The organism is Pseudomonas lutea, assembly GCF_000759445.1.
GTDB lineage: Bacteria > Pseudomonadota > Gammaproteobacteria > Pseudomonadales > Pseudomonadaceae > Aquipseudomonas > Aquipseudomonas lutea.
The window spans coordinates 1,790,975-1,814,974 of record NZ_JRMB01000002.1 but is presented as its reverse complement, the minus strand read 5'-3'; the positions used below and the strand labels follow the sequence as shown (position 1 = coordinate 1,814,974).

The 24,000-nt window shown below is 57.1% G+C and carries 22 protein-coding genes; 16 read left to right on the top strand and 6 right to left on the bottom strand.

The features are described 5' to 3' along the window. Positions 1–280 precede the first annotated feature (280 nt). The 16 genes from mnmG to glmS all read left to right on the top strand — a co-directional run bounded on the left by mnmG (position 281) and on the right by glmS (position 16,036). A complete protein-coding gene (gene mnmG, locus LT42_RS20260; protein WP_037016937.1) occupies positions 281–2,179 on the top strand; it encodes a tRNA uridine-5-carboxymethylaminomethyl(34) synthesis enzyme MnmG in 1,899 nt (632 codons plus the stop codon). Between the two features lie 5 nt (positions 2,180–2,184). Continuing rightward, positions 2,185–2,820 (top strand): 16S rRNA (guanine(527)-N(7))-methyltransferase RsmG, encoded by a 636-nt coding sequence (rsmG, locus tag LT42_RS20255; RefSeq protein ID WP_152597717.1) that lies wholly within the window; start codon positions 2,185–2,187, stop codon positions 2,818–2,820. 18 nt (positions 2,821–2,838) lie between these two features. After that, a complete protein-coding gene (locus tag LT42_RS20250) occupies positions 2,839–3,633 on the top strand; it encodes a ParA family protein (RefSeq protein ID WP_037016931.1) in 795 nt (264 codons plus the stop codon). Positions 3,634–3,642: 9 nt separating this feature from the next. Then, complete coding sequence (locus LT42_RS20245) at positions 3,643–4,515, top strand: ParB/RepB/Spo0J family partition protein (RefSeq protein WP_037016929.1); 873 nt, start codon at positions 3,643–3,645, stop codon at positions 4,513–4,515. A gap of 143 nt (positions 4,516–4,658) precedes the next feature. Continuing rightward, the gene (locus tag LT42_RS20240; protein ID WP_037016927.1) at positions 4,659–5,069 is read left to right on the top strand and encodes a F0F1 ATP synthase subunit I; all 411 of its coding nucleotides are present in this window, start codon (positions 4,659–4,661) and stop codon (positions 5,067–5,069) included. 16 nt (positions 5,070–5,085) lie between these two features. After that, positions 5,086–5,955, top strand: a complete 870-nt coding sequence (atpB, locus tag LT42_RS20235; protein ID WP_037016925.1) for a F0F1 ATP synthase subunit A — start codon at positions 5,086–5,088, stop codon at positions 5,953–5,955. 137 nt (positions 5,956–6,092) lie between these two features. Next, positions 6,093–6,350 (top strand): F0F1 ATP synthase subunit C, encoded by a 258-nt coding sequence (gene atpE / locus LT42_RS20230; RefSeq protein ID WP_002555987.1) that lies wholly within the window; start codon positions 6,093–6,095, stop codon positions 6,348–6,350. A gap of 57 nt (positions 6,351–6,407) precedes the next feature. Then, entirely contained in the window at positions 6,408–6,878 is a 471-nt protein-coding gene (locus LT42_RS20225; protein ID WP_037016923.1) for a F0F1 ATP synthase subunit B, read from the top strand. A 12-nt stretch (positions 6,879–6,890) separates the two neighbouring features. Further along, positions 6,891–7,427 carry a F0F1 ATP synthase subunit delta gene (locus tag LT42_RS20220; RefSeq protein ID WP_037016920.1) on the top strand — a complete coding sequence of 179 codons (537 nt, stop codon included), beginning with the start codon at positions 6,891–6,893 and terminating at the stop codon, positions 7,425–7,427. 21 nt (positions 7,428–7,448) lie between these two features. Continuing rightward, positions 7,449–8,993 (top strand): F0F1 ATP synthase subunit alpha, encoded by a 1,545-nt coding sequence (atpA, locus tag LT42_RS20215; RefSeq protein WP_037016918.1) that lies wholly within the window; start codon positions 7,449–7,451, stop codon positions 8,991–8,993. 50 nt (positions 8,994–9,043) lie between these two features. Further along, entirely contained in the window at positions 9,044–9,904 is an 861-nt protein-coding gene (gene atpG / locus LT42_RS20210) for a F0F1 ATP synthase subunit gamma (RefSeq protein ID WP_037016916.1), read from the top strand. A gap of 28 nt (positions 9,905–9,932) precedes the next feature. Beyond that, positions 9,933–11,309, top strand: a complete 1,377-nt coding sequence (atpD, locus tag LT42_RS20205) for a F0F1 ATP synthase subunit beta (RefSeq protein ID WP_037016914.1) — start codon at positions 9,933–9,935, stop codon at positions 11,307–11,309. A 44-nt stretch (positions 11,310–11,353) separates the two neighbouring features. Continuing rightward, positions 11,354–11,779 carry a F0F1 ATP synthase subunit epsilon gene (locus LT42_RS20200; protein WP_037016911.1) on the top strand — a complete coding sequence of 142 codons (426 nt, stop codon included), beginning with the start codon at positions 11,354–11,356 and terminating at the stop codon, positions 11,777–11,779. Between the two features lie 113 nt (positions 11,780–11,892). Continuing rightward, positions 11,893–13,260 carry a bifunctional UDP-N-acetylglucosamine diphosphorylase/glucosamine-1-phosphate N-acetyltransferase GlmU gene (gene glmU, locus LT42_RS20195; RefSeq protein WP_037016909.1) on the top strand — a complete coding sequence of 456 codons (1,368 nt, stop codon included), beginning with the start codon at positions 11,893–11,895 and terminating at the stop codon, positions 13,258–13,260. Between the two features lie 163 nt (positions 13,261–13,423). Further along, entirely contained in the window at positions 13,424–14,191 is a 768-nt protein-coding gene (locus LT42_RS20190; protein ID WP_037016904.1) for a DeoR/GlpR family DNA-binding transcription regulator, read from the top strand. 9 nt (positions 14,192–14,200) lie between these two features. After that, positions 14,201–16,036 carry a glutamine--fructose-6-phosphate transaminase (isomerizing) gene (gene glmS / locus LT42_RS20185; protein ID WP_037016901.1) on the top strand — a complete coding sequence of 612 codons (1,836 nt, stop codon included), beginning with the start codon at positions 14,201–14,203 and terminating at the stop codon, positions 16,034–16,036. Between the two features lie 62 nt (positions 16,037–16,098). Here glmS and LT42_RS20180 read toward each other — a convergent pair whose 3' ends face one another. The 6 genes from LT42_RS20180 to lpdA all read right to left on the bottom strand — a co-directional run bounded on the left by LT42_RS20180 (position 16,099) and on the right by lpdA (position 23,770). Further along, positions 16,099–16,329, bottom strand: a complete 231-nt coding sequence (locus LT42_RS20180) for a hypothetical protein (protein WP_037016898.1) — start codon at positions 16,327–16,329, stop codon at positions 16,099–16,101. Positions 16,330–16,405: 76 nt separating this feature from the next. Next, positions 16,406–17,143, bottom strand: coding sequence for a substrate-binding periplasmic protein (locus LT42_RS20175; protein ID WP_037016896.1), 738 nt, complete (start codon positions 17,141–17,143; stop codon positions 16,406–16,408). A 166-nt stretch (positions 17,144–17,309) separates the two neighbouring features. Further along, positions 17,310–18,593, bottom strand: a complete 1,284-nt coding sequence (locus LT42_RS20170) for a hypothetical protein (RefSeq protein WP_037016893.1) — start codon at positions 18,591–18,593, stop codon at positions 17,310–17,312. An 11-nt stretch (positions 18,594–18,604) separates the two neighbouring features. After that, entirely contained in the window at positions 18,605–19,906 is a 1,302-nt protein-coding gene (locus LT42_RS20165; protein ID WP_276209547.1) for a hypothetical protein, read from the bottom strand. 538 nt (positions 19,907–20,444) lie between these two features. Continuing rightward, positions 20,445–22,064 (bottom strand): glucan biosynthesis protein D, encoded by a 1,620-nt coding sequence (locus LT42_RS20160; RefSeq protein WP_037016890.1) that lies wholly within the window; start codon positions 22,062–22,064, stop codon positions 20,445–20,447. Positions 22,065–22,369: 305 nt separating this feature from the next. Beyond that, positions 22,370–23,770: a dihydrolipoyl dehydrogenase gene (lpdA, locus tag LT42_RS20155; RefSeq protein ID WP_037016887.1), complete on the bottom strand. Its 1,401-nt coding sequence runs from the start codon at positions 23,768–23,770 to the stop codon at positions 22,370–22,372. Positions 23,771–24,000: the final 230 nt, after the last annotated feature.

Here is a 24,000-nt window from a genome sequence, read left to right as displayed (position 1 = left end):
TTAAATAGGTTATCCAATGGCCTCCGATGCACATTACCACAGACCTTAAGTATTCTGTACATCACGTTCTATAAGGCCTGTGTTGATTTATCCACAGAAAAGTTGCCCAGTAGAAATAAACATAAAAACAAAGATCTTATAAATTTCTTTCTTTTTAATTTCTATAGCGCGCCTTATCCACACTTGGTTAAATTTTGCGCATCAGGTTCCTTAGGCTGGGGTAAGTGCCTATACTTGCCGCCCAATCCTATTCCCCCAATCAACAGGCACGAGGTGCGTGGTGGATTTCCCTTCCCGTTTTCAAGTGATCGTCATCGGCGGCGGTCATGCCGGTACCGAGGCAGCACTGGCGTCTGCACGTATGGGTGCTACTACCCTGCTGCTTACGCACAACGTGGAAACCCTCGGCCAGATGAGCTGCAACCCGGCCATTGGCGGCATTGGTAAAAGTCACCTGGTCAAAGAGATCGATGCACTTGGCGGTGCCATGGCAACCGCGACCGATAAAAGCGGCATTCAATTTCGCGTGCTGAATGGTCGTAAAGGCCCAGCTGTCAGAGCCACCAGGGCCCAGGCCGACCGTGTGCTTTACAAAGCTGCGGTCAGGGAAATCATCGAAAATCAGCCCAATCTGTGGATATTCCAGCAGGCGTGCGACGATCTGATCGTGGAACAAGACCAGGTGCGCGGTGTAGTCACCCAGATGGGGCTGCGTTTTCTGGCTGATTCTGTTGTTCTCACCACAGGCACGTTTTTGGGTGGACTTATCCACATCGGTCTGCAGAACTATTCGGGCGGTCGAGCGGGTGATCCGCCCTCCATCGCACTGGCACGCAGGCTTCGTGAGCTACCGCTGAGAGTGGGTCGGCTGAAAACAGGCACGCCTCCACGCATCGATGGACGCTCGGTAGATTTCTCGGTGATGACCGAACAACCGGGTGATACACCGATTCCCGTCATGTCGTTCATGGGGTCCAAGGCACAACACCCTAGCCAGGTCAGCTGCTGGATTACCCACACGAATGCCCGCACGCACGAAATTATCGCGGCGAATCTGGATCGGTCGCCGATGTACTCGGCTGCTGGAGAAATCGAAGGAGTGGGGCCTCGGTACTGCCCATCGATCGAGGACAAGATCCATCGGTTTGCCGACAAGGAAAGCCATCAGGTGTTTATCGAACCGGAAGGTTTGACGACTCATGAGCTTTATCCCAACGGTATATCGACTTCGCTACCGTTCGACGTACAGCTGCAGATCGTTCGTTCCATCCGCGGTATGGAAAACGCACACATCGTTAGGCCGGGCTATGCCATCGAATATGACTATTTCGATCCGCGAGACTTGAAATACAGTCTCGAAACCAAGGTGATTGCGGGATTGTTTTTCGCAGGGCAGATCAACGGCACGACCGGCTACGAAGAAGCCGGCGCACAAGGTTTGCTCGCCGGCGCCAACGCAGCCCTCAGGGCGCAAGGCAAGGACAGCTGGTGCCCGCGTCGCGATGAGGCTTACATTGGCGTGCTGGTAGATGACCTGATTACGCTCGGTACTCAGGAGCCCTACAGGATGTTTACCTCGCGCGCCGAATACCGCCTGATTTTGCGCGAGGACAACGCGGACCTGCGGTTGACCGAGCAGGGCCGGGCGCTCGGCTTGGTGGACGACACCCGCTGGGCGGCATTCTGCGCCAAGCGCGAGGGCATTGAGCTGGAAGAACAGCGTCTGAAGTCGACCTGGGTCCGGCCGGGTACCGAGCAGGGCGACGCGGTCTCGGCGCACTTCGGTACCCCGCTGACCCACGAATACAATCTGCTGAATCTGCTAAGCCGCCCTGAAGTCGACTACGCCAGTCTGGTTGCGCTGACCGGTCATGGTGCGTCGGACCCGCAGGTAGCTGAACAGATCGAAATCAGGACCAAATACGCCGGTTACATTGACCGTCAGCAAGACGAGATCGCTCGTCTGCGTGGCAGCGAAAACACACGGCTTCCTGCAGATATCGACTACACCGGTATTTCCGGTCTTTCCAAAGAGATCCAGAGCAAGCTGGGGATAACTCGACCGGAAACGCTAGGTCAGGCCTCGCGAATTCCGGGGGTGACGCCAGCAGCAATTTCTCTTTTGCTGATTCATTTGAAAAAACGCGGCGCGGGCCGCCAGTTGGAGCAGAGCGCTTGAGTTCGATGGTCACCCCGCAGCATGCCGAAGAATTGACTGTGGGTGCTCGAGAGCTCGGCGTCGACTTGAGCGAGAGCCAACACAGCCAGCTACTGGCATACCTGGCCCTGTTGATCAAATGGAACAAAGCCTACAACCTGACGGCCGTTCGGAACCCTGATGAGATGGTGTCTCGTCATCTGCTGGACAGCTTGAGTGTGGTGCGTTTCGTCGAGGGTGAGCGTCAGCTGGATGTTGGCAGCGGCGGTGGGATGCCCGGCATCCCGCTGGCCATTCTGTTTCCCGACATGAAAATCACAGTATTGGACAGCAACGGCAAGAAGACCCGTTTTCTGACTCAGGTCAAACTCGAACTTGCGCTCTCCAATCTCGAAGTTATCCACAGCCGAGCCGAAGCATTCCAGCCCATGCTGCCATTCAACGGCATCATCTCTCGCGCCTTCAGCAGTCTCGAAGACTTTACACAGTGGACGCGGCACATGGGCGACAGTGATACCCGCTGGCTGGCAATGAAGGGTCTGCATCCAGCGGAGGAGCTGGTAGCATTACCCGCAGATTTTAGTCTGGAAAGCGCGCAAGCCTTGGCCGTACCCGGTTGCCAAGGTCAACGGCATCTGCTGATACTGCGCCGCACGGCATGACAGGGAACACACGCAATAATGGCTAAGGTATTCGCGATAGCGAACCAAAAAGGGGGCGTGGGTAAAACCACTACCTGCATTAATCTCGCAGCTTCGCTGGTGGCTACCAAGCGACGAGTGCTTTTGATTGACCTGGATCCGCAAGGCAACGCCACGATGGGCAGTGGTGTGGATAAGCATGGGCTCGAGCATTCTGTTTATGATCTGCTCATCGGTGAATGCGATCTGAATCAAGCCATGCACTTTTCAGAGCACGGTGGATATCAGTTACTGCCCGCGAACCGCGACCTGACCGCCGCTGAGGTGGTTCTGCTGGAAATGCAGATGAAGGAGTCACGTCTGCGGTCGGCGTTGGCGCCCATACGCGAGAATTACGACTACATCCTCATCGACTGCCCGCCGTCGCTTTCGATGTTGACGCTCAACGCTCTGGTTGCAGCCGATGGCGTGATTATCCCCATGCAGTGTGAGTATTTTGCGCTCGAAGGTCTGAGCGACCTTGTGGATAACATCAAGCGCATCGGTGAATTGCTCAATCCGCAACTCAAGATCGAAGGTCTGCTGCGAACCATGTACGACCCGCGGCTTAGCCTGATCAACGATGTTTCTGCACAGCTCAAAGAGCACTTTGGCGACCAGCTGTACGACACGGTCATTCCGCGCAACATTCGACTGGCCGAGGCGCCCAGCTTTGGCATGCCGGCATTGGCGTACGACAAAACCTCTCGCGGCGCGCTGGCTTACCTGGCGCTTGCGGGCGAGATGGTCCGTCGCCAACGTCGTGGCAGCCGCACCGCTGCTCAGCCCACTTAAGGAAATTCCATGGCCGTCAAGAAACGTGGACTCGGACGTGGGCTGGACGCACTGCTGAGCAGCCCAACCGTAAGCGCGTTGGAAGATCAGGCCGTGAAGGCCGATCAGCGCGAGTTGCAACACATCCCGCTGGACCTTATTCAGCGAGGCAAATATCAGCCTCGTCGGGACATGGATCCGCAAGCGCTGGAGGAACTCGCGAATTCGATCAAGGCGCAAGGTGTCATGCAGCCGATCGTGGTCCGTCCGATAGCGGATAACCGCTTTGAGATTATTGCCGGTGAACGCCGCTGGCGCGCCAGCCAGCAAGCCGGTATCGAAACCATTCCCGCCATGGTGCGGGATGTTCCGGATGAAGCCGCCATTGCAATGGCGCTTATTGAGAACATTCAGCGCGAAGACTTGAATCCGATCGAGGAAGCGATTGCCCTGCAGCGTCTGCAGCAGGAATTTCAGCTGACCCAACAGCAAGTGGCCGAAGCGGTGGGAAAATCGCGAGTCAGCGTGGCCAATCTGTTGCGTCTGATCGCATTGCCGGAAGCAATCAAGACCATGCTCTCCCATGGGGATCTGGAGATGGGGCACGCACGTGCGCTGCTCGGATTGCCTGAAGATCAACAGGTTGAGGGGGCGCGACATGTTGTCGCACGCGGCTTGACCGTGCGCCAGACTGAGGCACTGGTTCGCCAGTGGTTGAGCGGCAAACAGGAGGCTGCGGAGCCTGTAAAGGCCGATCCCGATATCACCCGCCTGGAGCAGCGACTGGCCGAGCGGCTGGGCTCTGCGGTGCAAATCCGCCATGGACAGAAGGGTAAAGGCCAATTGGTTATCCGTTACAATTCACTGGACGAGCTTCAAGGTGTGCTCGCTCACATTCGCTGATACAAATGATGCGTAGCGTGTAGTCGGAAATCACTACCCGGCAGTTGAATAGGGGCTGAACCGCCCCTATACTCTGCGCGCATTTTGTCGGCACAATTTATGCCAAGTTGTTGATTTTAGCGGCCGGCATAAGAGGAGCCCATGTGACGGAGACACGCACGCCAAACCGCTTGCCCTTCCATCGCCTGGCTGTTTTCCCGATCTTGATGGCTCAGCTGGTTGTCCTTATTGGGGCAGCACTGGCGCTTTGGCAGTGGCAGAGTGTCGTAGCAGGGTATTCGGGGCTTTGCGGAGGCCTGATAGCCTGGCTGCCGAATGTATATTTTGCTCATAAGGCTTTTCGGTATTCCGGAGCCAGAGCAGCGCAGGCCATTGTTCGGTCGTTCTACGCCGGCGAGGCAGGCAAACTGATTTTTACGGCAGTGCTTTTTGCACTGACGTTTGCAGGGGTAAAACCGCTGGCTCCGCTTGCGGTTTTTGGCGTATTCATACTGACCCAACTGGTTAGTTGGTTTGCACCCCTGCTACTGAGAACAAGACTTTCGAGACCTTAGGGCGTTTGAGGCAACCATGGCAGAGCAAACAGCTTCGGGCTATATCCAGCACCACTTGCAGAACCTGACCTTTGGTCATTTGCCTGACGGCAGTTGGGGCTTCGCGCATTCCGCAGCGCAAGCAAAAGAAATGGGCTTTTGGGCTTTCCACGTGGATACCCTTGGCTGGTCGGTCGCGCTAGGTCTGATTTTCGTGCTGATCTTCCGTATGGCCGCAAAAAAAGCGACTTCCGGTCAACCCGGTGCGCTGCAGAACTTCGTTGAAGTGCTTGTCGAGTTCGTTGACGGCAGCGTTCGGGACAGTTTCCACGGCCGCAGTGCTGTCATCGCGCCACTGGCGTTGACCATTTTCGCCTGGGTGTTCCTCATGAACGCCGTCGACTTGATTCCAGTCGACTGGATCCCGCAACTGGCGATCATGGTCACCGGCGACCATCACATTCCATTCCGTGCCGTATCGACAACAGATCCCAATGCAACACTGGGTATGGCCCTGTCTGTCTTCGCCCTGATCATTTTCTACAGCATCAAGATCAAAGGTATCGGCGGCTTTATCGGAGAGTTGACCCTGCATCCGTTCGGCAGCAAGAACATTTTCGTTCAGGCTCTGTTGATTCCGGTGAACTTCCTGCTTGAATTCGTGACTTTGGTGGCCAAACCGATTTCCCTGGCACTGCGTCTGTTCGGCAACATGTATGCGGGTGAACTGGTGTTCATTCTGATCGCGGTCATGTTCGGTAGCGGCCTGCTCTGGCTGAGCGGCCTTGGCGTGGTCCTGCAATGGGCGTGGGCTGTCTTCCACATCCTGATCATCACCCTGCAAGCGTTCATCTTCATGATGCTGACCATCGTCTACCTGTCGATGGCTCACGAAGATAACCATTAAGACTCGCCTGGCGAGTCTGATGATCCCCTCGCTCCGGTGGGGGGGTGCCCGCGAGGGCCTGATGTAAGAAACGATTTTGTTTTACCGCTTTAATCTAAGAAAACCTAACCAATACGACGTAAAAGTCGGGAGGAAAGATGGAAACTGTAGTTGGTCTAACTGCTATCGCTGTTGCACTGCTGATCGGCCTGGGCGCACTGGGTACTGCAATCGGCTTCGGTCTGCTGGGCGGTAAATTCCTGGAAGGCGCTGCGCGTCAACCAGAAATGGTTCCAATGCTGCAAGTTAAGATGTTCATCGTGGCTGGTCTGCTCGACGCCGTGACCATGATCGGTGTTGGTATCGCTCTGTTCTTCACTTTTGCGAACCCCTTCGTTGGTCAACTCGCTGGCTAATCACTCGAATTGTCGAGTTGATTGGTGTGATGGACAACGAACGAGCGAGGTGTTGGCGTGAACATTAATGCAACCCTGATTGGCCAGTCCGTTGCGTTCTTCATTTTTGTGCTGTTCTGCATGAAGTTCGTGTGGCCTCCGGTCATCGCGGCTTTGCACGAACGTCAGAAGAAGATTGCGGATGGACTGGACGCTGCTACACGAGCAGCTCGCGACCTGGAGCTGGCCCAAGATAAAGTGGGTCAGCAACTGCGCGAAGCTAAGGCTCAGGCAGCTGAGATCATTGAGCAAGCCAAGAAACGCGGTACCCAGATTGTCGACGAAGCCCGGGAACAGGCTCGCGTCGAAGCTGACCGCATCAAGGCTCAGGCTCAGGCCGAGATCGAACAGGAACTGAACGGCGTCAAAGACGCGCTGCGCGCCCAGTTGGGTAGCCTGGCAGTCAACGGCGCAGAGAAGATCCTGGGTGCCACAATCGATCGAAACGCGCACGCGGAGCTGGTTAACAAACTGGCTGCTGAAATTTAAGCGAGGGCGATCATGGCAGAACTGACCACGTTGGCCCGACCTTACGCTAAGGCAGCCTTCGAGCATGCACAGGCGCACCAGCAACTGGCCAATTGGTCAGCCATGCTCGGCCTGGCTGCTGCAGTGTCGCAAGACGACACGATGCAGCGCATGCTCAAGGCCCCGCGACTGACGAGCGCAGACAAGGCCGCCACTTTTATTGAAGTGTGCGGCGACAAGTTCGATGCCAAGGCACAGAATTTCATTCACGTCGTTGCCGAAAACGACCGTCTTCAGCTTTTGCCGGAGATCTCCGAACTGTTCGAGCTGTACAAGGCCGAGCAGGAAAAATCGGTAGACGTGGATGTGACCAGTGCTTTTGCATTGAACCAAGAACAGCAAGACAAACTCGCCAAGGTTCTCAGTGCACGGCTCGGCCGGGAAGTGCGCCTGCACGCTGCGGAGGATGCCGCCCTGATAGGTGGTGTCATCATCCGCGCCGGCGACCTGGTTATCGATGGCTCAGTTCGCGGCAAACTCGCGCAACTAGCCGAAGCATTGAAATCTTGAGTTTGAAGGGGCAGCAGAGCAATGCAGCAACTCAATCCTTCCGAAATAAGTGAAATCATCAAGGGCCGTATCGAGAAACTCGATGTGGCCTCCCAAGCCCGAAACGAAGGCACTGTCGTCAGCGTGTCTGACGGTATCGTGCGGATTCACGGTCTCGCCGACGCGATGTACGGCGAAATGATCGAGTTCCCGGGCGGCGTTTACGGTATGGCACTGAACCTGGAGCAAGACTCCGTGGGTGCTGTCGTACTGGGCGCTTACACCTCTCTGGCTGAAGGCATGAGTGCCAAGTGCACCGGCCGCATCCTGGAAGTTCCTGTTGGTAAGGAATTGCTGGGTCGCGTAGTCGACGCTTTGGGTAACCCTGTCGACGGCAAAGGTCCGCTGAACAACACCGAGACCGACGCGGTCGAGAAAGTTGCTCCAGGCGTGATCTGGCGTAAGTCGGTAGACCAGCCTTTGCAGACTGGCTACAAGGCAGTTGATGCCATGATTCCTGTCGGCCGTGGCCAGCGTGAGCTGATCATCGGCGACCGTCAGATCGGTAAAACCGCTCTGGCCATCGACGCGATCATCAATCAGAAGAACAGCGGCATTTTTTGCGTGTACGTGGCAATCGGTCAGAAACAATCGACCATCGCCAACGTTGTACGCAAACTGGAAGAACACGGTGCTCTGGCCAATACGATCGTCGTAGCCGCCAGTGCTTCCGAGTCTCCAGCGCTGCAGTTCCTGGCACCGTACTCCGGCTGCACAATGGGCGAGTACTTCCGCGACCGCGGCGAAGACGCATTGATCGTTTACGATGATCTGTCCAAGCAAGCCGTGGCCTACCGTCAGATTTCCCTGCTGCTGCGCCGTCCACCAGGACGTGAAGCGTACCCAGGCGACGTGTTCTATCTCCACTCCCGTCTGTTGGAGCGCGCCTCCCGCGTTTCGGAAGAATGGGTCGAGAAGTTCACCAACGGCGCAGTGACTGGCAAGACCGGTTCGCTGACCGCACTGCCGCTCATCGAAACACAGGCTGGCGACGTTTCTGCGTTCGTTCCGACCAACGTGATCTCCATCACTGACGGTCAGATCTTCCTGGAATCAGCCATGTTCAACTCCGGCATTCGCCCGGCAGTGAACGCCGGTGTGTCGGTATCCCGTGTGGGTGGTGCCGCTCAGACCAAGATCATCAAGAAGCTGTCCGGTGGTATTCGTACCGCGCTGGCTCAGTACCGTGAACTGGCAGCATTTGCCCAGTTCGCATCTGACCTGGACGAGGCAACTCGCAAGCAACTTGAGCATGGTCAGCGTGTCACCGAGCTGATGAAGCAGAAGCAATATGCGCCAATGTCGATTGCTGACATGTCGCTGTCGCTGTATGCCGCTGAGCGTGGGTTCCTGACTGACGTCGAAATCGCCAAGGTTGGCAGCTTTGAACAAGCGCTGATTGCTTACTTCAACCGAGATCACGCCGATTTGATGGCGAAGATCAACGTGAAGGGTGACTTCAATGACGAAATCGACTCTGGCCTGAAAGCCGGTATCGAGAAGTTCAAGGCCACCCAAACCTGGTAAGCCGCAGCGGGAGCCGCGAGGCTCCCGCTTGCTAACCTGATAGGTGTTACATGGCAGGCGCAAAAGAGATTCGCAGCAAGATTGCGAGCATCAAAAGCACGCAAAAGATCACCAGCGCCATGGAAAAAGTGGCGGTCAGCAAAATGCGCAAGGCTCAAATGCGTATGGCTGCTAGCCGTCCTTACGCGGAGCGCATCCGCCAGGTGATTGGTCATCTTGCCAACGCTAACCCGGAATATCGTCACCCCTTCATGATCGAACGCGAAGTAAAGCGTGTCGGTTACGTTGTGGTGAGCAGTGATCGTGGTCTGTGTGGTGGCTTGAATACCAACCTGTTCAAGGCTTTGGTCAAGGACATGGCGAAGAACCGTGAAAACGGCGTAGAGATCGATCTGTGCGTGGTCGGCAGCAAAGGTGCGGCGTTTTTCCGCAACTTCGGCGGTAACGTTGTCGCTGCGATCAGCCACTTGGGCGAAGAGCCATCGATCAACGATTTGATCGGCAGCGTCAAGGTGATGCTGGATGCCTACCTGGAGGGTCGTATTGATCGCCTGTCCGTGGTGTCCAACAAGTTCATCAACACCATGACTCAGCAACCAACGGTCGAACAGTTGATTCCGTTGGTCGCCACCCAGGATCAAGAACTCAAACACCACTGGGATTATCTGTACGAGCCCGACGCCAAAGAGCTGCTTGATGGCTTGATGGTCCGTTACGTGGAGTCGCAGGTCTATCAGGCGGTGGTCGAGAACAACGCAGCTGAGCAAGCTGCGCGGATGATCGCGATGAAGAACGCCACTGATAACGCCGGTGACCTGATCAGCGATTTGCAGCTGATCTACAACAAGGCGCGTCAGGCAGCGATCACCCAAGAGATCTCGGAAATCGTCGGCGGCGCTGCCGCGGTTTAACGGTTCAAATATTCAGAGGATCCAGCTAATGAGTAGCGGACGTATCGTTCAAATCATCGGCGCCGTGATCGACGTGGAATTTCCACGCGACAGCGTACCGAGCATCTACAACGCGCTGAAAGTTCAAGGCGCGGAAACTACTCTGGAAGTTCAGCAGCAGCTGGGCGACGGCGTAGTTCGTACCATTGCGATGGGCTCCACCGAAGGCTTGAAGCGCGGTCTGGACGTAATCGACAGTGGCGCAGCCATTTCCGTACCGGTCGGTAAAGCGACTCTGGGCCGGATTATGGACGTACTGGGTAACCCGATCGACGAAGCGGGCCCGATCGAAACCGAAGAGCGCTGGGGCATCCACCGTCCTGCACCTTCGTTCGCTGATCAGGCTGGCGGCAACGACCTCCTGGAAACCGGCATCAAGGTTATCGACCTGGTTTGCCCGTTTGCCAAGGGCGGTAAAGTCGGTCTGTTCGGTGGTGCCGGTGTCGGCAAGACCGTAAACATGATGGAACTGATCCGTAACATCGCCATTGAGCACAGCGGTTATTCCGTGTTCGCTGGTGTGGGCGAGCGTACTCGTGAGGGTAACGATTTTTACCACGAGATGAAGGACTCCAACGTTCTGGACAAAGTAGCGTTGGTCTACGGTCAGATGAACGAGCCGCCGGGAAACCGTCTGCGCGTTGCGCTGACTGGCCTGACCATGGCTGAAAAGTTCCGAGACGAAGGTAACGACGTTCTGTTGTTCGTTGACAACATCTACCGTTACACACTGGCCGGTACTGAAGTATCCGCACTGCTGGGCCGTATGCCTTCTGCAGTAGGCTATCAGCCGACGCTGGCTGAAGAGATGGGCGTGCTGCAAGAGCGCATCACTTCGACCAAGGAAGGCTCGATCACTTCGATCCAGGCGGTATACGTACCGGCGGATGACTTGACAGACCCATCGCCAGCTACAACGTTTGCCCACTTGGACGCTACCGTCGTTCTGTCCCGTGATATCGCTTCCCTGGGTATCTACCCAGCGGTAGATCCACTGGATTCGACTTCGCGCCAGCTGGACCCGAACGTTATCGGTCAGGACCACTACGACACCGCTCGCGGCGTTCAGTACGTTCTGCAGCGCTACAAAGAGCTGAAAGACATCATCGCGATCCTGGGTATGGACGAGCTGTCGGAAACCGACAAGCAGTTGGTATCCCGCGCTCGTAAGATTCAGCGCTTCCTGTCGCAGCCGTTCTTCGTGGCTGAAGTCTTCACCGGTGCCTCGGGTAAATACGTTTCCCTGAAAGACACCATTGCTGGCTTCAAAGGCATCCTCGCCGGTGACTACGACCATTTGCCAGAACAGGCTTTCTACATGGTCGGCGGCATCGAAGAAGCGATCGAGAAAGCCAAGAAACTGTAACCCAGGCGCCCGGTAACGGGCGCTAATCAGGTTGAGGCATGCAAATGGCTATGACAGTCCATTGCGATATCGTCAGCGCGGAAGGAGAGATTTTCTCCGGTCTGGTCGAGATGGTGATTGCACACGGTAACCTGGGTGATATCGGTATCGCTCCAGGCCACGCACCGTTGATCACCGATCTGAAGCCGGGTCCGATCCGTCTGATCAAGCAGGGTGGCGAAGCCGAGGTGTTTTACATCTCCGGTGGCTTCCTTGAGGTTCAACCGAACATGGTCAAAGTGCTTGCCGATACAGTGCAACGCGCAGCCGACCTGGATGAAGCCTCAGCTCAGGAAGCCGTCAAGGCAGCCGAGCGCGCTCTGAATGAAAAAGGCGCGGATTTCGATTACGGATCTGCTGCTGCACGTCTGGCGGAGGCCGCAGCCCAGCTGCGCACCGTTCAGCAAATTCGCAAAAAGTTTGGCGGTTAAGCCGGCAGATTTTCATGCGCGATTGAGTAAAAGGGTAGCCTCGGCTACCCTTTTTCTTTTTTCGGCTCAGAGTCTCAGCCGGTAAATGCGCCTAGTTCGTCTGGAATCCTTTCATGTCTCTCGATGTCGTCATTCTTGCCGCGGGTCAGGGCACCCGTATGCGTTCGGCTCTCCCCAAGGTCTTACACCCTGTGGCGGGCAATTCGATGCTTGGCCATGTTATCCACAGCGCGCGCCAGCTTTCCCCTGACAGCATTCATGTGGTTATCGGGCATGGTGGAGAGCAGGTACGAAAGCAACTGGCTAGCAACGACCTGAACTTCGTCGTACAGGATAAACAGCTGGGAACAGGCCACGCGGTCGCCCAGGCCTTGCCGGTGCTGAACGCTGAAACCGTATTGATTCTTTACGGCGATGTCCCGCTCATCAAAGTCGAGACACTGAACCGGCTGCTTACGCTTGTAAACGATCAGCAGTTGGGCCTGCTGACCGTTACGCTGGATAACCCTACCGGCTATGGCCGCATCGTTCGGGATAATCAGCAGCGGGTGTGCGCCATCGTCGAGCACAAAGATGCGACTGAAACGCAGAAGGCTATCAAAGAGGGGAACACCGGCATTTTGGCAGTGCCCGGCAGACGCTTGGCCGACTGGCTGGGTCGACTTTCCAACAGCAATGCGCAGGGCGAGTATTACCTGACTGACGTCATTGCCATGGCCGTCGGCGATGGTTTAGTGGTCGCAACTGCCCAGCCTGAAGATGCCATGGAAGTGCAGGGCGCCAATGACCGTAAGCAGCTGGCAGAGCTCGAACGCCATTACCAGCAGGGCGAGGCGCGGAGACTCATGGCATTGGGCGTCACATTGCGCGATCCGGCGCGCTTCGACGTTCGAGGAGACGTCACGGTGGGTCAAGATGTGGTGATCGACGTCAATGTCATCCTTGAAGGGCGGGTCATCATCGAAGACGACGTCTCGATCGGGCCAAATTGTGTGATCAAGGACAGCACCCTGCGCAGGGGAGCGGTTATTACGGCAAACAGTCATATTGATGGTGCGGTCATCGGCGAAGGCGCGGACGTAGGTCCGTTCGCTCGCTTGCGTCCAGGCAGCGTGCTGGATGCCCGAGCCCATGTGGGTAACTTCGTTGAGCTGAAGAACGCTCATCTAGGGGAGGGCGCAAAGGCCGGCCATCTGACGTACCTGGGCGATGCTGTTATAGGCGCGCGGACCAATATTGGTGCCGGCACCATCACGTGCAACTACGACGGTGCAAACAAGCACCAGACCGTGATGGGTGAAGACGTGTTCATAGGCTCGAACAACTCGCTGGTTGCGCCTGTGACTATCGCGACGGGCGCCAGTACTGCCGCGGGTTCCACCATCAATCAAGACGTGCCCGCTGAGCAGCTTGCAGTTGCACGCGCGCGCCAGCGCAATATCGAAGGCTGGAAGCGGCCTGTCAAAATCAAAAAAGACTGAAGTTATCCACAGGAGCCTGCTGCCGTGCCAATGACAGCGGGCTTTGAACTGCGTCGCCGATTTTTCAGGCCTTCCATGAAATTGCGCCTGCCCCCCTTGACGTAGATCTTTCGATAGGCTTTCATTGCTTTCGCTAACTTACGAACCGAAAGTTAAGACTGCCATGTCGAAACGTAATACGCCTCAACGCCGCCACAACATTCTTGCCCTGCTCAATGAGAAGGGTGAAGTGAGCGTGGACGAGTTGGCCAAGCGCTTTGAGACTTCCGAGGTGACGGTCCGTAAGGATCTGGCTGCGCTCGAAAGCAATGGGTTGCTGCTTCGTCGTTACGGCGGCGCCATCCCCATGCCCCAGGAACTGATTGGCGAACCAGGCCAGCCTGTTTCCAGGTTCAAACAAGCCATTGCTCGAGCTGCTGTTGCCCGCATCCGGGAACACGCACGGATCATCATCGACAGTGGCAGTACGACCGCTGCGATGATTCCGGAGTTGGGTTTGCAGCCGGGTCTCGTCGTGATGACCAATTCCCTGCACGTCGCCAATGCGCTGGGCGAGCTGGAGCACGAGCCTGTATTGCTCATGACCGGCGGGACGTGGGACCCGCATTCCGAGTCTTTCCAGGGCCAGGTCGCCGAACAGGTGCTGCGATCCTACGATTTCGATCAGCTGTTCATCGGCGCGGACGGGATTGACCTGACGCGAGGTACCACCACGTTCAACGAGTTGCTGGGCCTCAGCCGGGTCATGGCTGAAGTCGCGCGCGAAGTGATCGTGATGGTTGAGTCCGACAAAGTCGGTCGAAAGATTCCTAATCTGGAGCTGCCCTGGAGCAGCTTTCATACCCTTATTACCGATGACCGCCTGCCTCAAGAGGCGCGCGAGCAAATTCAGGCCCGTGGCGTAACCTTGATTTGCGCTGCTGTTTCCTAGGAGAAGACCATGTGTGGAATTGTCGGCGCTGTTGCTGAACGTAATGTGACGCCCATCTTGCTTGAAGGCCTCAAGCGCCTTGAATACCGGGGCTATGACAGCGCTGGCGTAGCGTTATTCAACAATGATGGCGTGCTCGAGCGGCGGCGTCGTGTTGGTAAGGTCAACGAACTGGAACAGGCGCTTGCGGGCGAACCCGTTACAGGGCGTCTGGGCATTGCTCACACTCGATGGGCAACGCACGGCGCGCCACTTGAACGCAACGCTCACCCGCACTTTTCCAATGACCAACTGGCAGTGGTGCACAACGGCATCATTGAAAATCATGAGCCGCTTCGCGCCCGACTAAAAGCGTTGGGTTACGTATTCACCTCCGATACCGATACCGAGGTGATCGTCCACTTGCTGCACCACAAGCTGCAAGAGATCCCTGACCTCGCCGCTGCCTTGAAGGCCACGGTCAAGGAGCTGCACGGCGCCTATGGCCTGGCCGTTATCAGCGCCAAACAACCGGACCGTTTGATTGCCGCGCGCAGTGGTAGCCCGCTCGTCATAGGTCTGGGCCTGGGGGAAAACTTTCTGGCGTCCGACCAGTTGGCATTGCGCCAAGTGACCGATCGCTTCATGTACCTCGAAGAGGGCGATATTGCCGAGATCCGTCGCGACAGCGTGCAGATATGGGACGCGTCCGGCCTGCCCGTCGAGCGTGAAACCGTTCAATACCATGAAGGTGCCGAAGCAGCGGATAAAGGCGAGTACCGTCACTTCATGCTCAAGGAAATTCACGAGCAGCCAAAGGTAGTTCAGCGCACGCTGGAGGGACGTCTCGGACAGCAGCAGGTGCTGGTTCAAGCGTTCGGGCCGCAAGCCGCGGAGCTGTTCGCCAAGGTACGGAACGTGCAGATCGTCGCTTGCGGGACCAGTTATCACGCCGGCATGGTTGCCCGTTACTGGCTCGAAGGCCTGGCCGGCATCCCTTGCCAGGTTGAAGTCGCCAGCGAATTTCGTTACCGCAAGGTCGTCGTGCAGCCGGACACGCTATTCGTTTCCATCTCACAGTCAGGCGAGACTGCCGACACCCTTGCCGCCCTGCGCAATGCCAAGGACTTGGGCTTTCTCGCCAGCCTGGCCATCTGCAACGTGGGCATCAGCTCCCTCGTACGGGAATCCGATTTGACCCTGCTTACTCAGGCCGGCCCGGAAATCGGCGTCGCCTCCACCAAAGCGTTTACCACCCAGCTGGTGGGACTCATGTTGTTGACGCTCTCGCTCGGTCAGGTCAAAGGGACGCTGGAAGCCGGCGTGGAAGCGCAGTTGGTGGAAGAGCTGCGCCGTCTGCCGACCCGCCTGGGCGAGGCGTTGGCCATGGACAGCACGGTCGAGAAAATTGCCGAGCTGTTCGCCGAGAAGAACCACACCCTGTTTCTGGGCCGTGGCGCGCAATTCCCGGTGGCCATGGAAGGGGCGCTCAAGCTTAAAGAGATTTCCTATATCCATGCCGAAGCCTATCCGGCAGGCGAGCTGAAACACGGCCCGTTGGCGTTGGTGGACAGTGACATGCCTGTCGTCACCGTCGCGCCGAACAACGAGCTGCTGGAGAAGCTCAAGTCCAACCTGCAGGAAGTGCGCGCACGCGGCGGAGAGCTGATCGTATTTGCTGATGAAAAAGCCGGGCTGGTAAACGGGGAAGGTACCCATGTTGTTTCCATGCCGCACATCATCGACGCTCTGACGCCGATTTTGTACACCATCCCCCTGCAGTTGCTCTCCTACTACGTAGCAGTGCTGAAGGGCACGGATGTGGACCAGCCGCGCAACTTGGCAAAATCAGTCACTGTTGAATAAGTTATCCACAGAGACGGTACGCCGCCTTATAGTTGCAGCGACTAAACGCTTCAAGCCATTCGTCATTTGCTGATCCAAAAAGAAGCGCGGATACAGCTGTGGATAAGATCGCTAATGCGGGGAAGCCAATTCGGCTTGGCTTCCTTCACAGTTATCCAGTTATCCACAGTAGTCGGCGCTTTTGACTGCTTCGTCTCCATCGTGATCTCAACATCAACATCAACATCAACATCAACATCAACAGATAGACCGAATCTGGTCGACTTACCCACAGCTCTGATGTGCAGTGGCATCCGACGAAGACCTCCACGCAGCCCCGCAATCTGTGGATAAACCGATCGCATCCTATTTGCGCCTGGGTTGACACGCTCAAGGCGCATCCTGTGTGCCTGGCAAGTATCTACGCCGGATCTGCTCCAACTCACCGGTCTTTTGCATGCTGTCGATTGCGCTGTTTATCTGCGGTAGCCACGAGGCATGTTGTGGTTGAAGCTTGAACACCAGCATCGCTTCGCTGAGTCGCGCGCCTCGTGTGAACAGCGAGGGATCAAGCTTTTCGCTTGAAATCAACTCATCGAAGATGTCGTCGACCATGGCGATGGCGTCCACGCGTCCGCTCTGCAGCAGTTTGATCAGCGCCTCGTCCTGGGAGGTTTCCAGTCGGCTCATGCGACGTTTGTCGATAGCCGGGTCAAGTGCCCAATAGTTATAGCCTCGTACCATGCCGATGGTGAGGTGATCCATTTGCCCAATGGATTGACCGCGAGCGGGGTGATCAGCCAGAAAGTACAAGTGCTCTTTGACGGTGGAATAAGGTTTCGAGAAAACGAAGCGGCGCCGTTCTGCGGCATTGTTCCAGATCAGCGCGTCTGCGAAGTTGATGTCGACCTCGCTCTTTTGCAACATCGATTGCAAGCGGTTGACGGGGTAGGTGACAAAGGTTACGTCCAGATTGGCTAGCGCCATCACCCGTCTCGCGATGTCGATGGATACCCCTATCAGGTGACCGTCCTTGTCCTCATAGGCATAGGGCTTCCATTGAGCCCCGGCTGCAATGTAAGGCCCCGCCATGGCTGGCGTCATGAGCAGCACCAGCAGACTACCCACCAGCAATCTCCCTCGAAGCCCCATGTATTCCCCCGGCATCTCCGCTGCTCAAGGCCGTAGCGTAGCAGCAAGAGATGTCCGAGAAATGTCGTAGTGCCACTATTTGCACCCGAATGCCCAGACGCTTTTCAGAACGGCAGGCGGGTGCGGCACTCGTTACGGTGTATCAGGCATCAGGACTGAGGCGGATGATCTTGGGAAACTCCGTCAACTTTACCGGCGTTGAGCAATGATCATCCTTGCAGACCCATTGCTGCCGGGCGTTCGCCATCCCTTTGTCGGGGTCCAAGGTATCGAGCACACGAACGTTCTGGTTTTGCATGGCGGAGGCACTGATGCTGACTTCCCGCTGGCGACCGCTGGCCCATGCGACCATTATTCGCTCGCGCCCGGCACTGAACGCCAGTTGATAGATGCCGTCATTCTGGAGGCTGTTGGTGGGCTCGTAATGGAAGTCGCGGAGATACGGGCTGATGGCCTTGAGCACCGCGTAGGCAGGCTTCGGGCCGAGGGCAGAGTCGAGCAGGCCGAAGTTGTGTTCCTGTTCACTCCGATCATCACCATCATTGATCAAGTCGTACCACCACATGCCCTTGACGTTGGGCAGGGTTCGAATGAGGAAATACGCCCGGGCCAGATAAGCAGCCTGGCGCTCCGGACTGATCCCGCAATTGCCTTCGTGACTTGGCCAACTCATCTCCGTCAGGTAAAGGGGCACAGGCCTGCCAGCCTTGAGGGTGATCTTGCGGTCGAGGTCACGCATCCAGCCTATCCAGCTCTCCGGCGTGTTGCGATCACTGCCGTAGCAATGCACATAGGGGTGCAGGGATAACCCATCGGCGTACTTCATCACGCCGGCAGCGATGATGCGGTCAACGAACCCACTCGTGATACCCAATGTCGTCACTGCACCGGCGAGTATCACTGCCTGGGGGTTATTCTTGCGAATGACTGGCGCCACGTCTCGGACCAACGAGGCGTAGTCGTTGCTCAAACGCGCATCGCCGGGACCTTCGATGTCCCATTCATTCCAGACCTCGTAGAATTTCACGGGGTTGCCCAGCTGGCGGGTGATGAAGTCGACGTACTTCAGGTACGGAATCCTGACCTCGGGCTTGCGCGGTTTGGCGTTGCCTTGAAACGACGTGCCGTAGCCGAGAATCACCATCGGGGCAAGATCCAGCGCCCTGGCGGTGCTCAGCCACGCCCGCCACGGCGCGACGATCTGCAACTGGCCCGCTGTGGGTTCGGCGGTGGACCAAAACGCATCGTCACGAACCGACGTCACGCCGGCCGCGCTCGCCATTTGAAGGCTGTGCAGCGGTTGCCCGGTGTTGTTCATTGAGTGCGTCGCGACTCCCACAATGAAGGGGGCGTCCGCGTCCGCATTGGCATTGGCAGTCGCCAGGGCAGCCAAGAGTGCCAGGGTACCCAGCGTACGAAGGCTCATGAGTGATCCGTTCAACTCAGCCCCGGCAGGCCGTTCCAGGCGGGCAACTCATGGGGCTTTGGGGAAGGCACTCTGACCCGCGATTTCATAGCCAATGCATGCCCGATCGCCATCCCCATGAACATGTTGGCAAGCGTGACTTCCAGGGTGTCAGTGGTCCAGCTCACAATGCAAATGCAGAAGCTCGTCACCAGCATGGCTCGCCCGTATTGGCTGACGCTGTCTGCCAAAACGAAAAACAGCGGGATATGCAGGGCATACAAGAACAGCCCCGCAAGACCCAGCATTGCCCACAGATAAACCACCGTGCTGTCCGAGACCATGAAGATACCGGCGCCGGGTACCGGAAAGGCCGCAACGGCGCTGCCGACCAGCCCGAAGCCCACGCCGGAGAGTGTGCGTTGGTCATCCATCAGCGTCCGAATGACGTTAGGCCAGGTGTTGATCAATCGGTCATAGATTGATGCCAGGGACCCGGTGGGCGAGATTCTGGAGGCATCGAAGTCGGTCATCATTCCCACGAAAGGCAAGGACATCCCCAGCACCACGGCGACAAGAATGGTAGCGCGCGCCGTCCAGCGGTAGCGCATGATCAGCAGCAGGCCGGTACCGCCGATGAACGCCAATGCGGGCGCCTTGCTGGTCGTCAATATCACACCGGCCAGGCCAACCACGCACACCATCAGGCCAAGCAACCTGGAGCGCAGTGTTGCCATCAGGTAAAGGCTGAAAATCGAAATGATGATAGCCAGCGAACTGGAGATACGTGCGAAGCCGGCCGGGCGGTCGAGGTCTTCCGCCACCCATGCGGTGTTGGCCGTCAACTCCGTGCCGCCAACGGTATAGCTGTAGCCTTTCCACGGCAGGCTGATGTATCTGTCGAGCGCGATACCGCCTAGCGAGGCAACCAGGCAAAAGACGACAGCCCACATAAACAAGCGCTTGTGGCGAATGATCTGGTCACCGCAGGCGAGCCCGAACAGCAGCGGGCTAATGCCGTACAGCGCGAATGCGAAGTTACCTGCCTGCGCGCCGTTCAGTGCCGCCCATCCCGCTGACAGAAGCAGCAACAGCAAGCTTAGCCAGACGCCCGGGCCCGCTTTGAAGGTGCGCAGCTCCAGCGCGAAGAACAGCAGGCAGGCTATCTTCGGGCCATAGAGCAGCACGGAAATCCCGGCCTGATCGAGATAAAAGCGCAAAGCACCGTTGAACGACTCAGCGATCATCAAGCTGATCGCAACCAGCACCACTGCCGTGGATTTATCAAACGAGAGTAAAGACGGTTTTTCTACGTATACGGGGGAAGTCGACATCATGTGCAGCCCCTCGGGAGCATTTAAACGTGTAATAAGCACCAGCGTGCGAAGCGAATGGCCGGGCGCGCAAGTGTTTGCCCAGCCGAGGCGGCAATAGCCGAAAACGGCCTGCGATCGCGATGATTGTGATGTCGCTGCAGGGCAGGAGAAGGGACGTAATAAGCTTCTGCGAGCGGCGAGACAGGGATATATCAGCGTTAGATGGACGTACTGTCAATCAAATAGTCAAAATTATGGACATATTAAAAACCACCCAAACGGTGCCTATCGTAACTATTTGATTTATAAGAGGGATATAAAATTGACGCTGGTTATGAGCACTGAAATACGGGGTTTATAACAGCGCTCTATGATTCAATATCGTTACACGTTGGTTCTGCAGCAGCGGCAAAAGCTGCTGACGCGCGTGCCTTCGCAGATTGAAACAGGCGCAGCATTTGAGAGCTTGCGGGCGAAGTCAGCCGCTGGATATCCAGCGGCTGACAGGGTAGTTCGTCTCTACCTACGGATTGGCTCCGTCAATGACAGAACGTTCTCAGGTGTAGCGACGCTTGTCAGGGGCAGGGGGGAAATACTGGTACAGCCACGTTTCACTCAACGTGCGATCGCCGGTCTTGATGAACATGCGCATTTCCACCGGGTCCATCGAGTCGCTGGTAGGGTACCAGTCAAACGTGACACGGAAGCCCTTGATGTCAGGCAGTACAAGCACATTGAAATCCTGAATCTTGCCATGCGACACCGTGACCACGGGTTCAATGCCGGAACCTTCGGGCAAACGGTCCAGGCCGCCTCCGTTGAAGTCCACTGCAAAACGTCGTGCCCACACTTCAGGATAATGCTCGCCTGGCGCCCAACCTTCGATGAAGCCTCCCATGCCTGAACGGGTTGCATGCACTTGCGCCAGCGGTGTGCTGACAGGTGGGAGCGGGCTCCAGTAGAGCTTGTAGCCGTAGTTCATGGACATGCCGGCCTTGACCGGCACCTTTGGGTTCCAGAACGCAACGATGTTATCCAGGGTTTCGCCTGTGGTAGGCAATTCCAGGAGATCGATAGAGCCCTCGCCCCACGCCGTGGTGGGCTCGACCCAGAGGCTCGGTCGGCGGTGATACCAGTCGACAGTGTCCTGATAGGTCTTGAAGTCGTGATCGGTCTGCACCAGGCCGAACCCTTTGGGATCCTTGTCAGCGAAGGCGTTGAACTGGATCTTGGCCGGGTTGTTGAGCGGACGGCATATCCATTCGCCATTGCCGCGCCACATGGCCAGCCGGTCGGAGTCATGAATTTCCGGGTGAAGGGTGTCGCACATGCGGCGTTCGTGCGTGCCGCAGCTGAACATGCTGGTCATGGTGGCGATGCCCAACTGCTCGATGTCGGCCCGCGCGTTGATGTGCGCGTCGATGTCCATCACCACCCGGTCGGCCTGGCAATCGATGTCGAAGCGGTAAGCGCCCGTCGCACTTGGGGAATCCAGCAGCGCATAGACCACAAAGCGCGTGGCATCTTTGGTGGGTTTCTCGAACCAGAATTTCGTGAAATCCGGGAATTCTTCCGGGCTATGGGCGTAGGTATCAATGGCCAGGCCCCGCGCGGAGAGGCCGTATTGCTTGTTGCTGTCGATCGCTCGGAAATAGCTGGCGCCAAGGAACGAAAGAATGTCATTGATGGCAATCTCCGGGGCCTTGAACAGCTTGAACCCGGCGAACCCCAGATCGCCTTTTAGCTGACTCTTATCGATACGACTGGCTTCGTAATTGAACAGCTCGGGACGGAAATGCACTTCCCGCGCCTGTTGGGTCGCCGGGTCAACGCTATACATACGAACCGGCGTCTTGAAACCGGCACCGACGTGGAAGAAATGCACATCGAGCTGACCTTTCACGTCATTCCATAATGAATGACCAGCGTCGTACTTGATCGCGTTGAACTGCTGCGGCGTCATGTTCGCCAGAGTGGGTGGCAGGTTTTGCTTGGTGCTAACGTAGGGCTTGCCAGCCATCTGTTTGGCGGTGTCCTGCAAGGCCTTGAAATCGAAATGTTCGATGTCGCCATCTGCCGCTGCAGCCAGTGCGCGTGCCGCATAAAGACCCGTGGCCGGCAGCGCGCTATAGGCTGCCACGGCCATGGAAGCTTTCAAGAGATTCCTGCGATTCATAAGGTGAAGCCTCTGAAGATGCTGTGCCTTCCTGCACAAAAAAGTGCGCTTTCCCAATCCTTGCCGAACGCAAATTACCAACAAACAGATAACAATCCGGGCATGTTGTTCGCGCAGAGGGAAAAAAATCGTTTCAGGGCACGACCGGTTTCACTCCAGAGTGATGCTCGGCACGGCTGATTCTCTCGGCAATCCCGGCGTTTCAGCGCGTAAATTCCCCACCAAGCCGGGCCCATCCAAAGTGCGTTTTGCCTCAATGGAGCCTGCTGTGGCGGGAAACTTATCACCGGTCTACCAGGCAGGCTTCAAGCTTGCGTCGTATGTCCCCCAACGGCCATTGCCGCCTGACGCAACGCTTCAGAGCGCGTTGGATGGGGATGGCAGGTCAATGCCACGTCTTCAGCAGAGGCGGCGAATTCCATCGCTACGCAATACTCCGCGATCATCTCGCTGACGCTTGGACCGACCAGGTGAACGCCGAGGATTTCATCAGTGCGCTCATCCGCCAGTACTTTCGCGAAGCCATCGGTTTCGTGGTTGACCTTGGCGCGACTGTTGGCGCTGAAGGGGAATTTGCCCACCTTGTAAGCACGCCCTTCCTGCTTGAGCTGTTCTTCCGTTTTACCGACGCTGGCCAGTTCGGGCTGGGTGTAGATGACGTTAGGGATGAGGTTGTAGTTGAGCTCGCTCTTTTTGCCGACAATGCGCTCCACGCAAACGCCTGCCTCATCTTCCGCCTTGTGCGCCAGCATCGGGCCAGACGTGACGTCGCCGATGACCCAGATGCCCTCGGCTGCCGTGCGGTGTCCCGTATTGGGCAGAACGCCGCGCTTGTCCACCTCCAGTCCTACGGTTTCCAGACCCAGCCCTTTGGTCACCGGACGTCGTCCGATGGACACCAGTACGTAGTCCGCTTCAATGAACTCGGCGTCTCCACCGGCCGCCGGTTCGACAGTCAGCGTCACGCCGGTGTCGGTTGGAAGGGCAGACGTTACCTTCGACCCGAGTCTGAACTGCATGCCCTGACGCGACAGCGAGCGGTGCAATGTTTTGCCCGCCTCCAGGTCCGTTCCGTGGGCGACGTGATCGAGAAACTCGACCACCGTCACCTGCGCCCCCAGTCGGCGCCACACCGAACCGAGCTCAAGGCCAATCACGCCTGCGCCAATCACCACCAGATGCCTGGGCACTTCGCTCAGCGACAACGCGCCGGTGGAATCCAGAATGCGTGTGTTGTCGATGGTCACGCCGGGCAGGGGGGTTGGTTCGGAGCCGGTGGCAATGATGATATCCCTCGCGCTCAGCTCGGTTTCGACGCCTGCGGCATCTGTCACGATAACCTTGCCAGGCCCGGCGAGGCGGCCCCAGCCTTTGATCCACTCGGCCTTGTACTTACGGAACAAGAACTCGATGCCTTTGGTAAGGCCGGTCACGCTTTCGGCTTTTTGCGCCATCATTTGGGCCAGGTTCAGCGTCGGATTCACCTCAATGCCGAGCTTCTTGAATGCCTCCCCGGTGGCCGCTTCATACAGCTCCGAGGCATGAAGCAGTGACTTGGAGGGAATGCAGCCCACGTTCAGACACGTGCCGCCAAGGGTCCCGCGGCCTTCAATGCACGCGACTTTCAAACCCCTCTGGCCGGCGTGAATCGCCGCGTTGTAGCCGCCGGGGCCGCCGCCGATGATGACAACGTCGTAGTGATTCATGAATCTGCTCCTCAAGGACAGTCGAGTGGTGGAGGGAAGCGTAGACGTGTCTCGGCAGAGATCGCAGGCTGCACCGTTTACGCTTAGATGATGGGCATAATATTTAAGGGTCGCTCCGTCCAAAGTCAAGCGCAAGAACCGGCGTACGTATCGTCAATACGCTGCAGAAGCAGTTGAGAGAGAGGCCCGAGCTCCTCCACCTGTCGCTTGGCTGTCTGACCACGCATCCG

What these genes read in the sequence shown, in the direction of transcription:
- rsmG (WP_152597717.1), top strand. Translation starts at nt 2,185, where the DNA reads ATGGTCACCCCGCAGCATGCCGAAGAATTGACTGTGGGTGCTCGAGAG.
- glmS (WP_037016901.1), top strand. Translation starts at nt 14,201, where the DNA reads ATGTGTGGAATTGTCGGCGCTGTTGCTGAACGTAATGTGACGCCCATC.
- lpdA (WP_037016887.1), bottom strand. Translation starts at nt 23,770, where the DNA reads ATGAATCACTACGACGTTGTCATCATCGGCGGCGGCCCCGGCGGCTAC.
- atpB (WP_037016925.1), top strand. Translation starts at nt 5,086, where the DNA reads ATGGCAGAGCAAACAGCTTCGGGCTATATCCAGCACCACTTGCAGAAC.
- atpD (WP_037016914.1), top strand. Translation starts at nt 9,933, where the DNA reads ATGAGTAGCGGACGTATCGTTCAAATCATCGGCGCCGTGATCGACGTG.
- atpE (WP_002555987.1), top strand. Translation starts at nt 6,093, where the DNA reads ATGGAAACTGTAGTTGGTCTAACTGCTATCGCTGTTGCACTGCTGATC.
- LT42_RS20220 (WP_037016920.1), top strand. Translation starts at nt 6,891, where the DNA reads ATGGCAGAACTGACCACGTTGGCCCGACCTTACGCTAAGGCAGCCTTC.
- LT42_RS20200 (WP_037016911.1), top strand. Translation starts at nt 11,354, where the DNA reads ATGGCTATGACAGTCCATTGCGATATCGTCAGCGCGGAAGGAGAGATT.
- LT42_RS20165 (WP_276209547.1), bottom strand. Translation starts at nt 19,906, where the DNA reads ATGTCGACTTCCCCCGTATACGTAGAAAAACCGTCTTTACTCTCGTTT.
- glmU (WP_037016909.1), top strand. Translation starts at nt 11,893, where the DNA reads ATGTCTCTCGATGTCGTCATTCTTGCCGCGGGTCAGGGCACCCGTATG.
- LT42_RS20245 (WP_037016929.1), top strand. Translation starts at nt 3,643, where the DNA reads ATGGCCGTCAAGAAACGTGGACTCGGACGTGGGCTGGACGCACTGCTG.
- LT42_RS20190 (WP_037016904.1), top strand. Translation starts at nt 13,424, where the DNA reads ATGTCGAAACGTAATACGCCTCAACGCCGCCACAACATTCTTGCCCTG.
- LT42_RS20250 (WP_037016931.1), top strand. Translation starts at nt 2,839, where the DNA reads ATGGCTAAGGTATTCGCGATAGCGAACCAAAAAGGGGGCGTGGGTAAA.
- LT42_RS20170 (WP_037016893.1), bottom strand. Translation starts at nt 18,593, where the DNA reads ATGAGCCTTCGTACGCTGGGTACCCTGGCACTCTTGGCTGCCCTGGCG.
- atpA (WP_037016918.1), top strand. Translation starts at nt 7,449, where the DNA reads ATGCAGCAACTCAATCCTTCCGAAATAAGTGAAATCATCAAGGGCCGT.
- atpG (WP_037016916.1), top strand. Translation starts at nt 9,044, where the DNA reads ATGGCAGGCGCAAAAGAGATTCGCAGCAAGATTGCGAGCATCAAAAGC.
- LT42_RS20180 (WP_037016898.1), bottom strand. Translation starts at nt 16,329, where the DNA reads ATGCCACTGCACATCAGAGCTGTGGGTAAGTCGACCAGATTCGGTCTA.
- LT42_RS20160 (WP_037016890.1), bottom strand. Translation starts at nt 22,064, where the DNA reads ATGAATCGCAGGAATCTCTTGAAAGCTTCCATGGCCGTGGCAGCCTAT.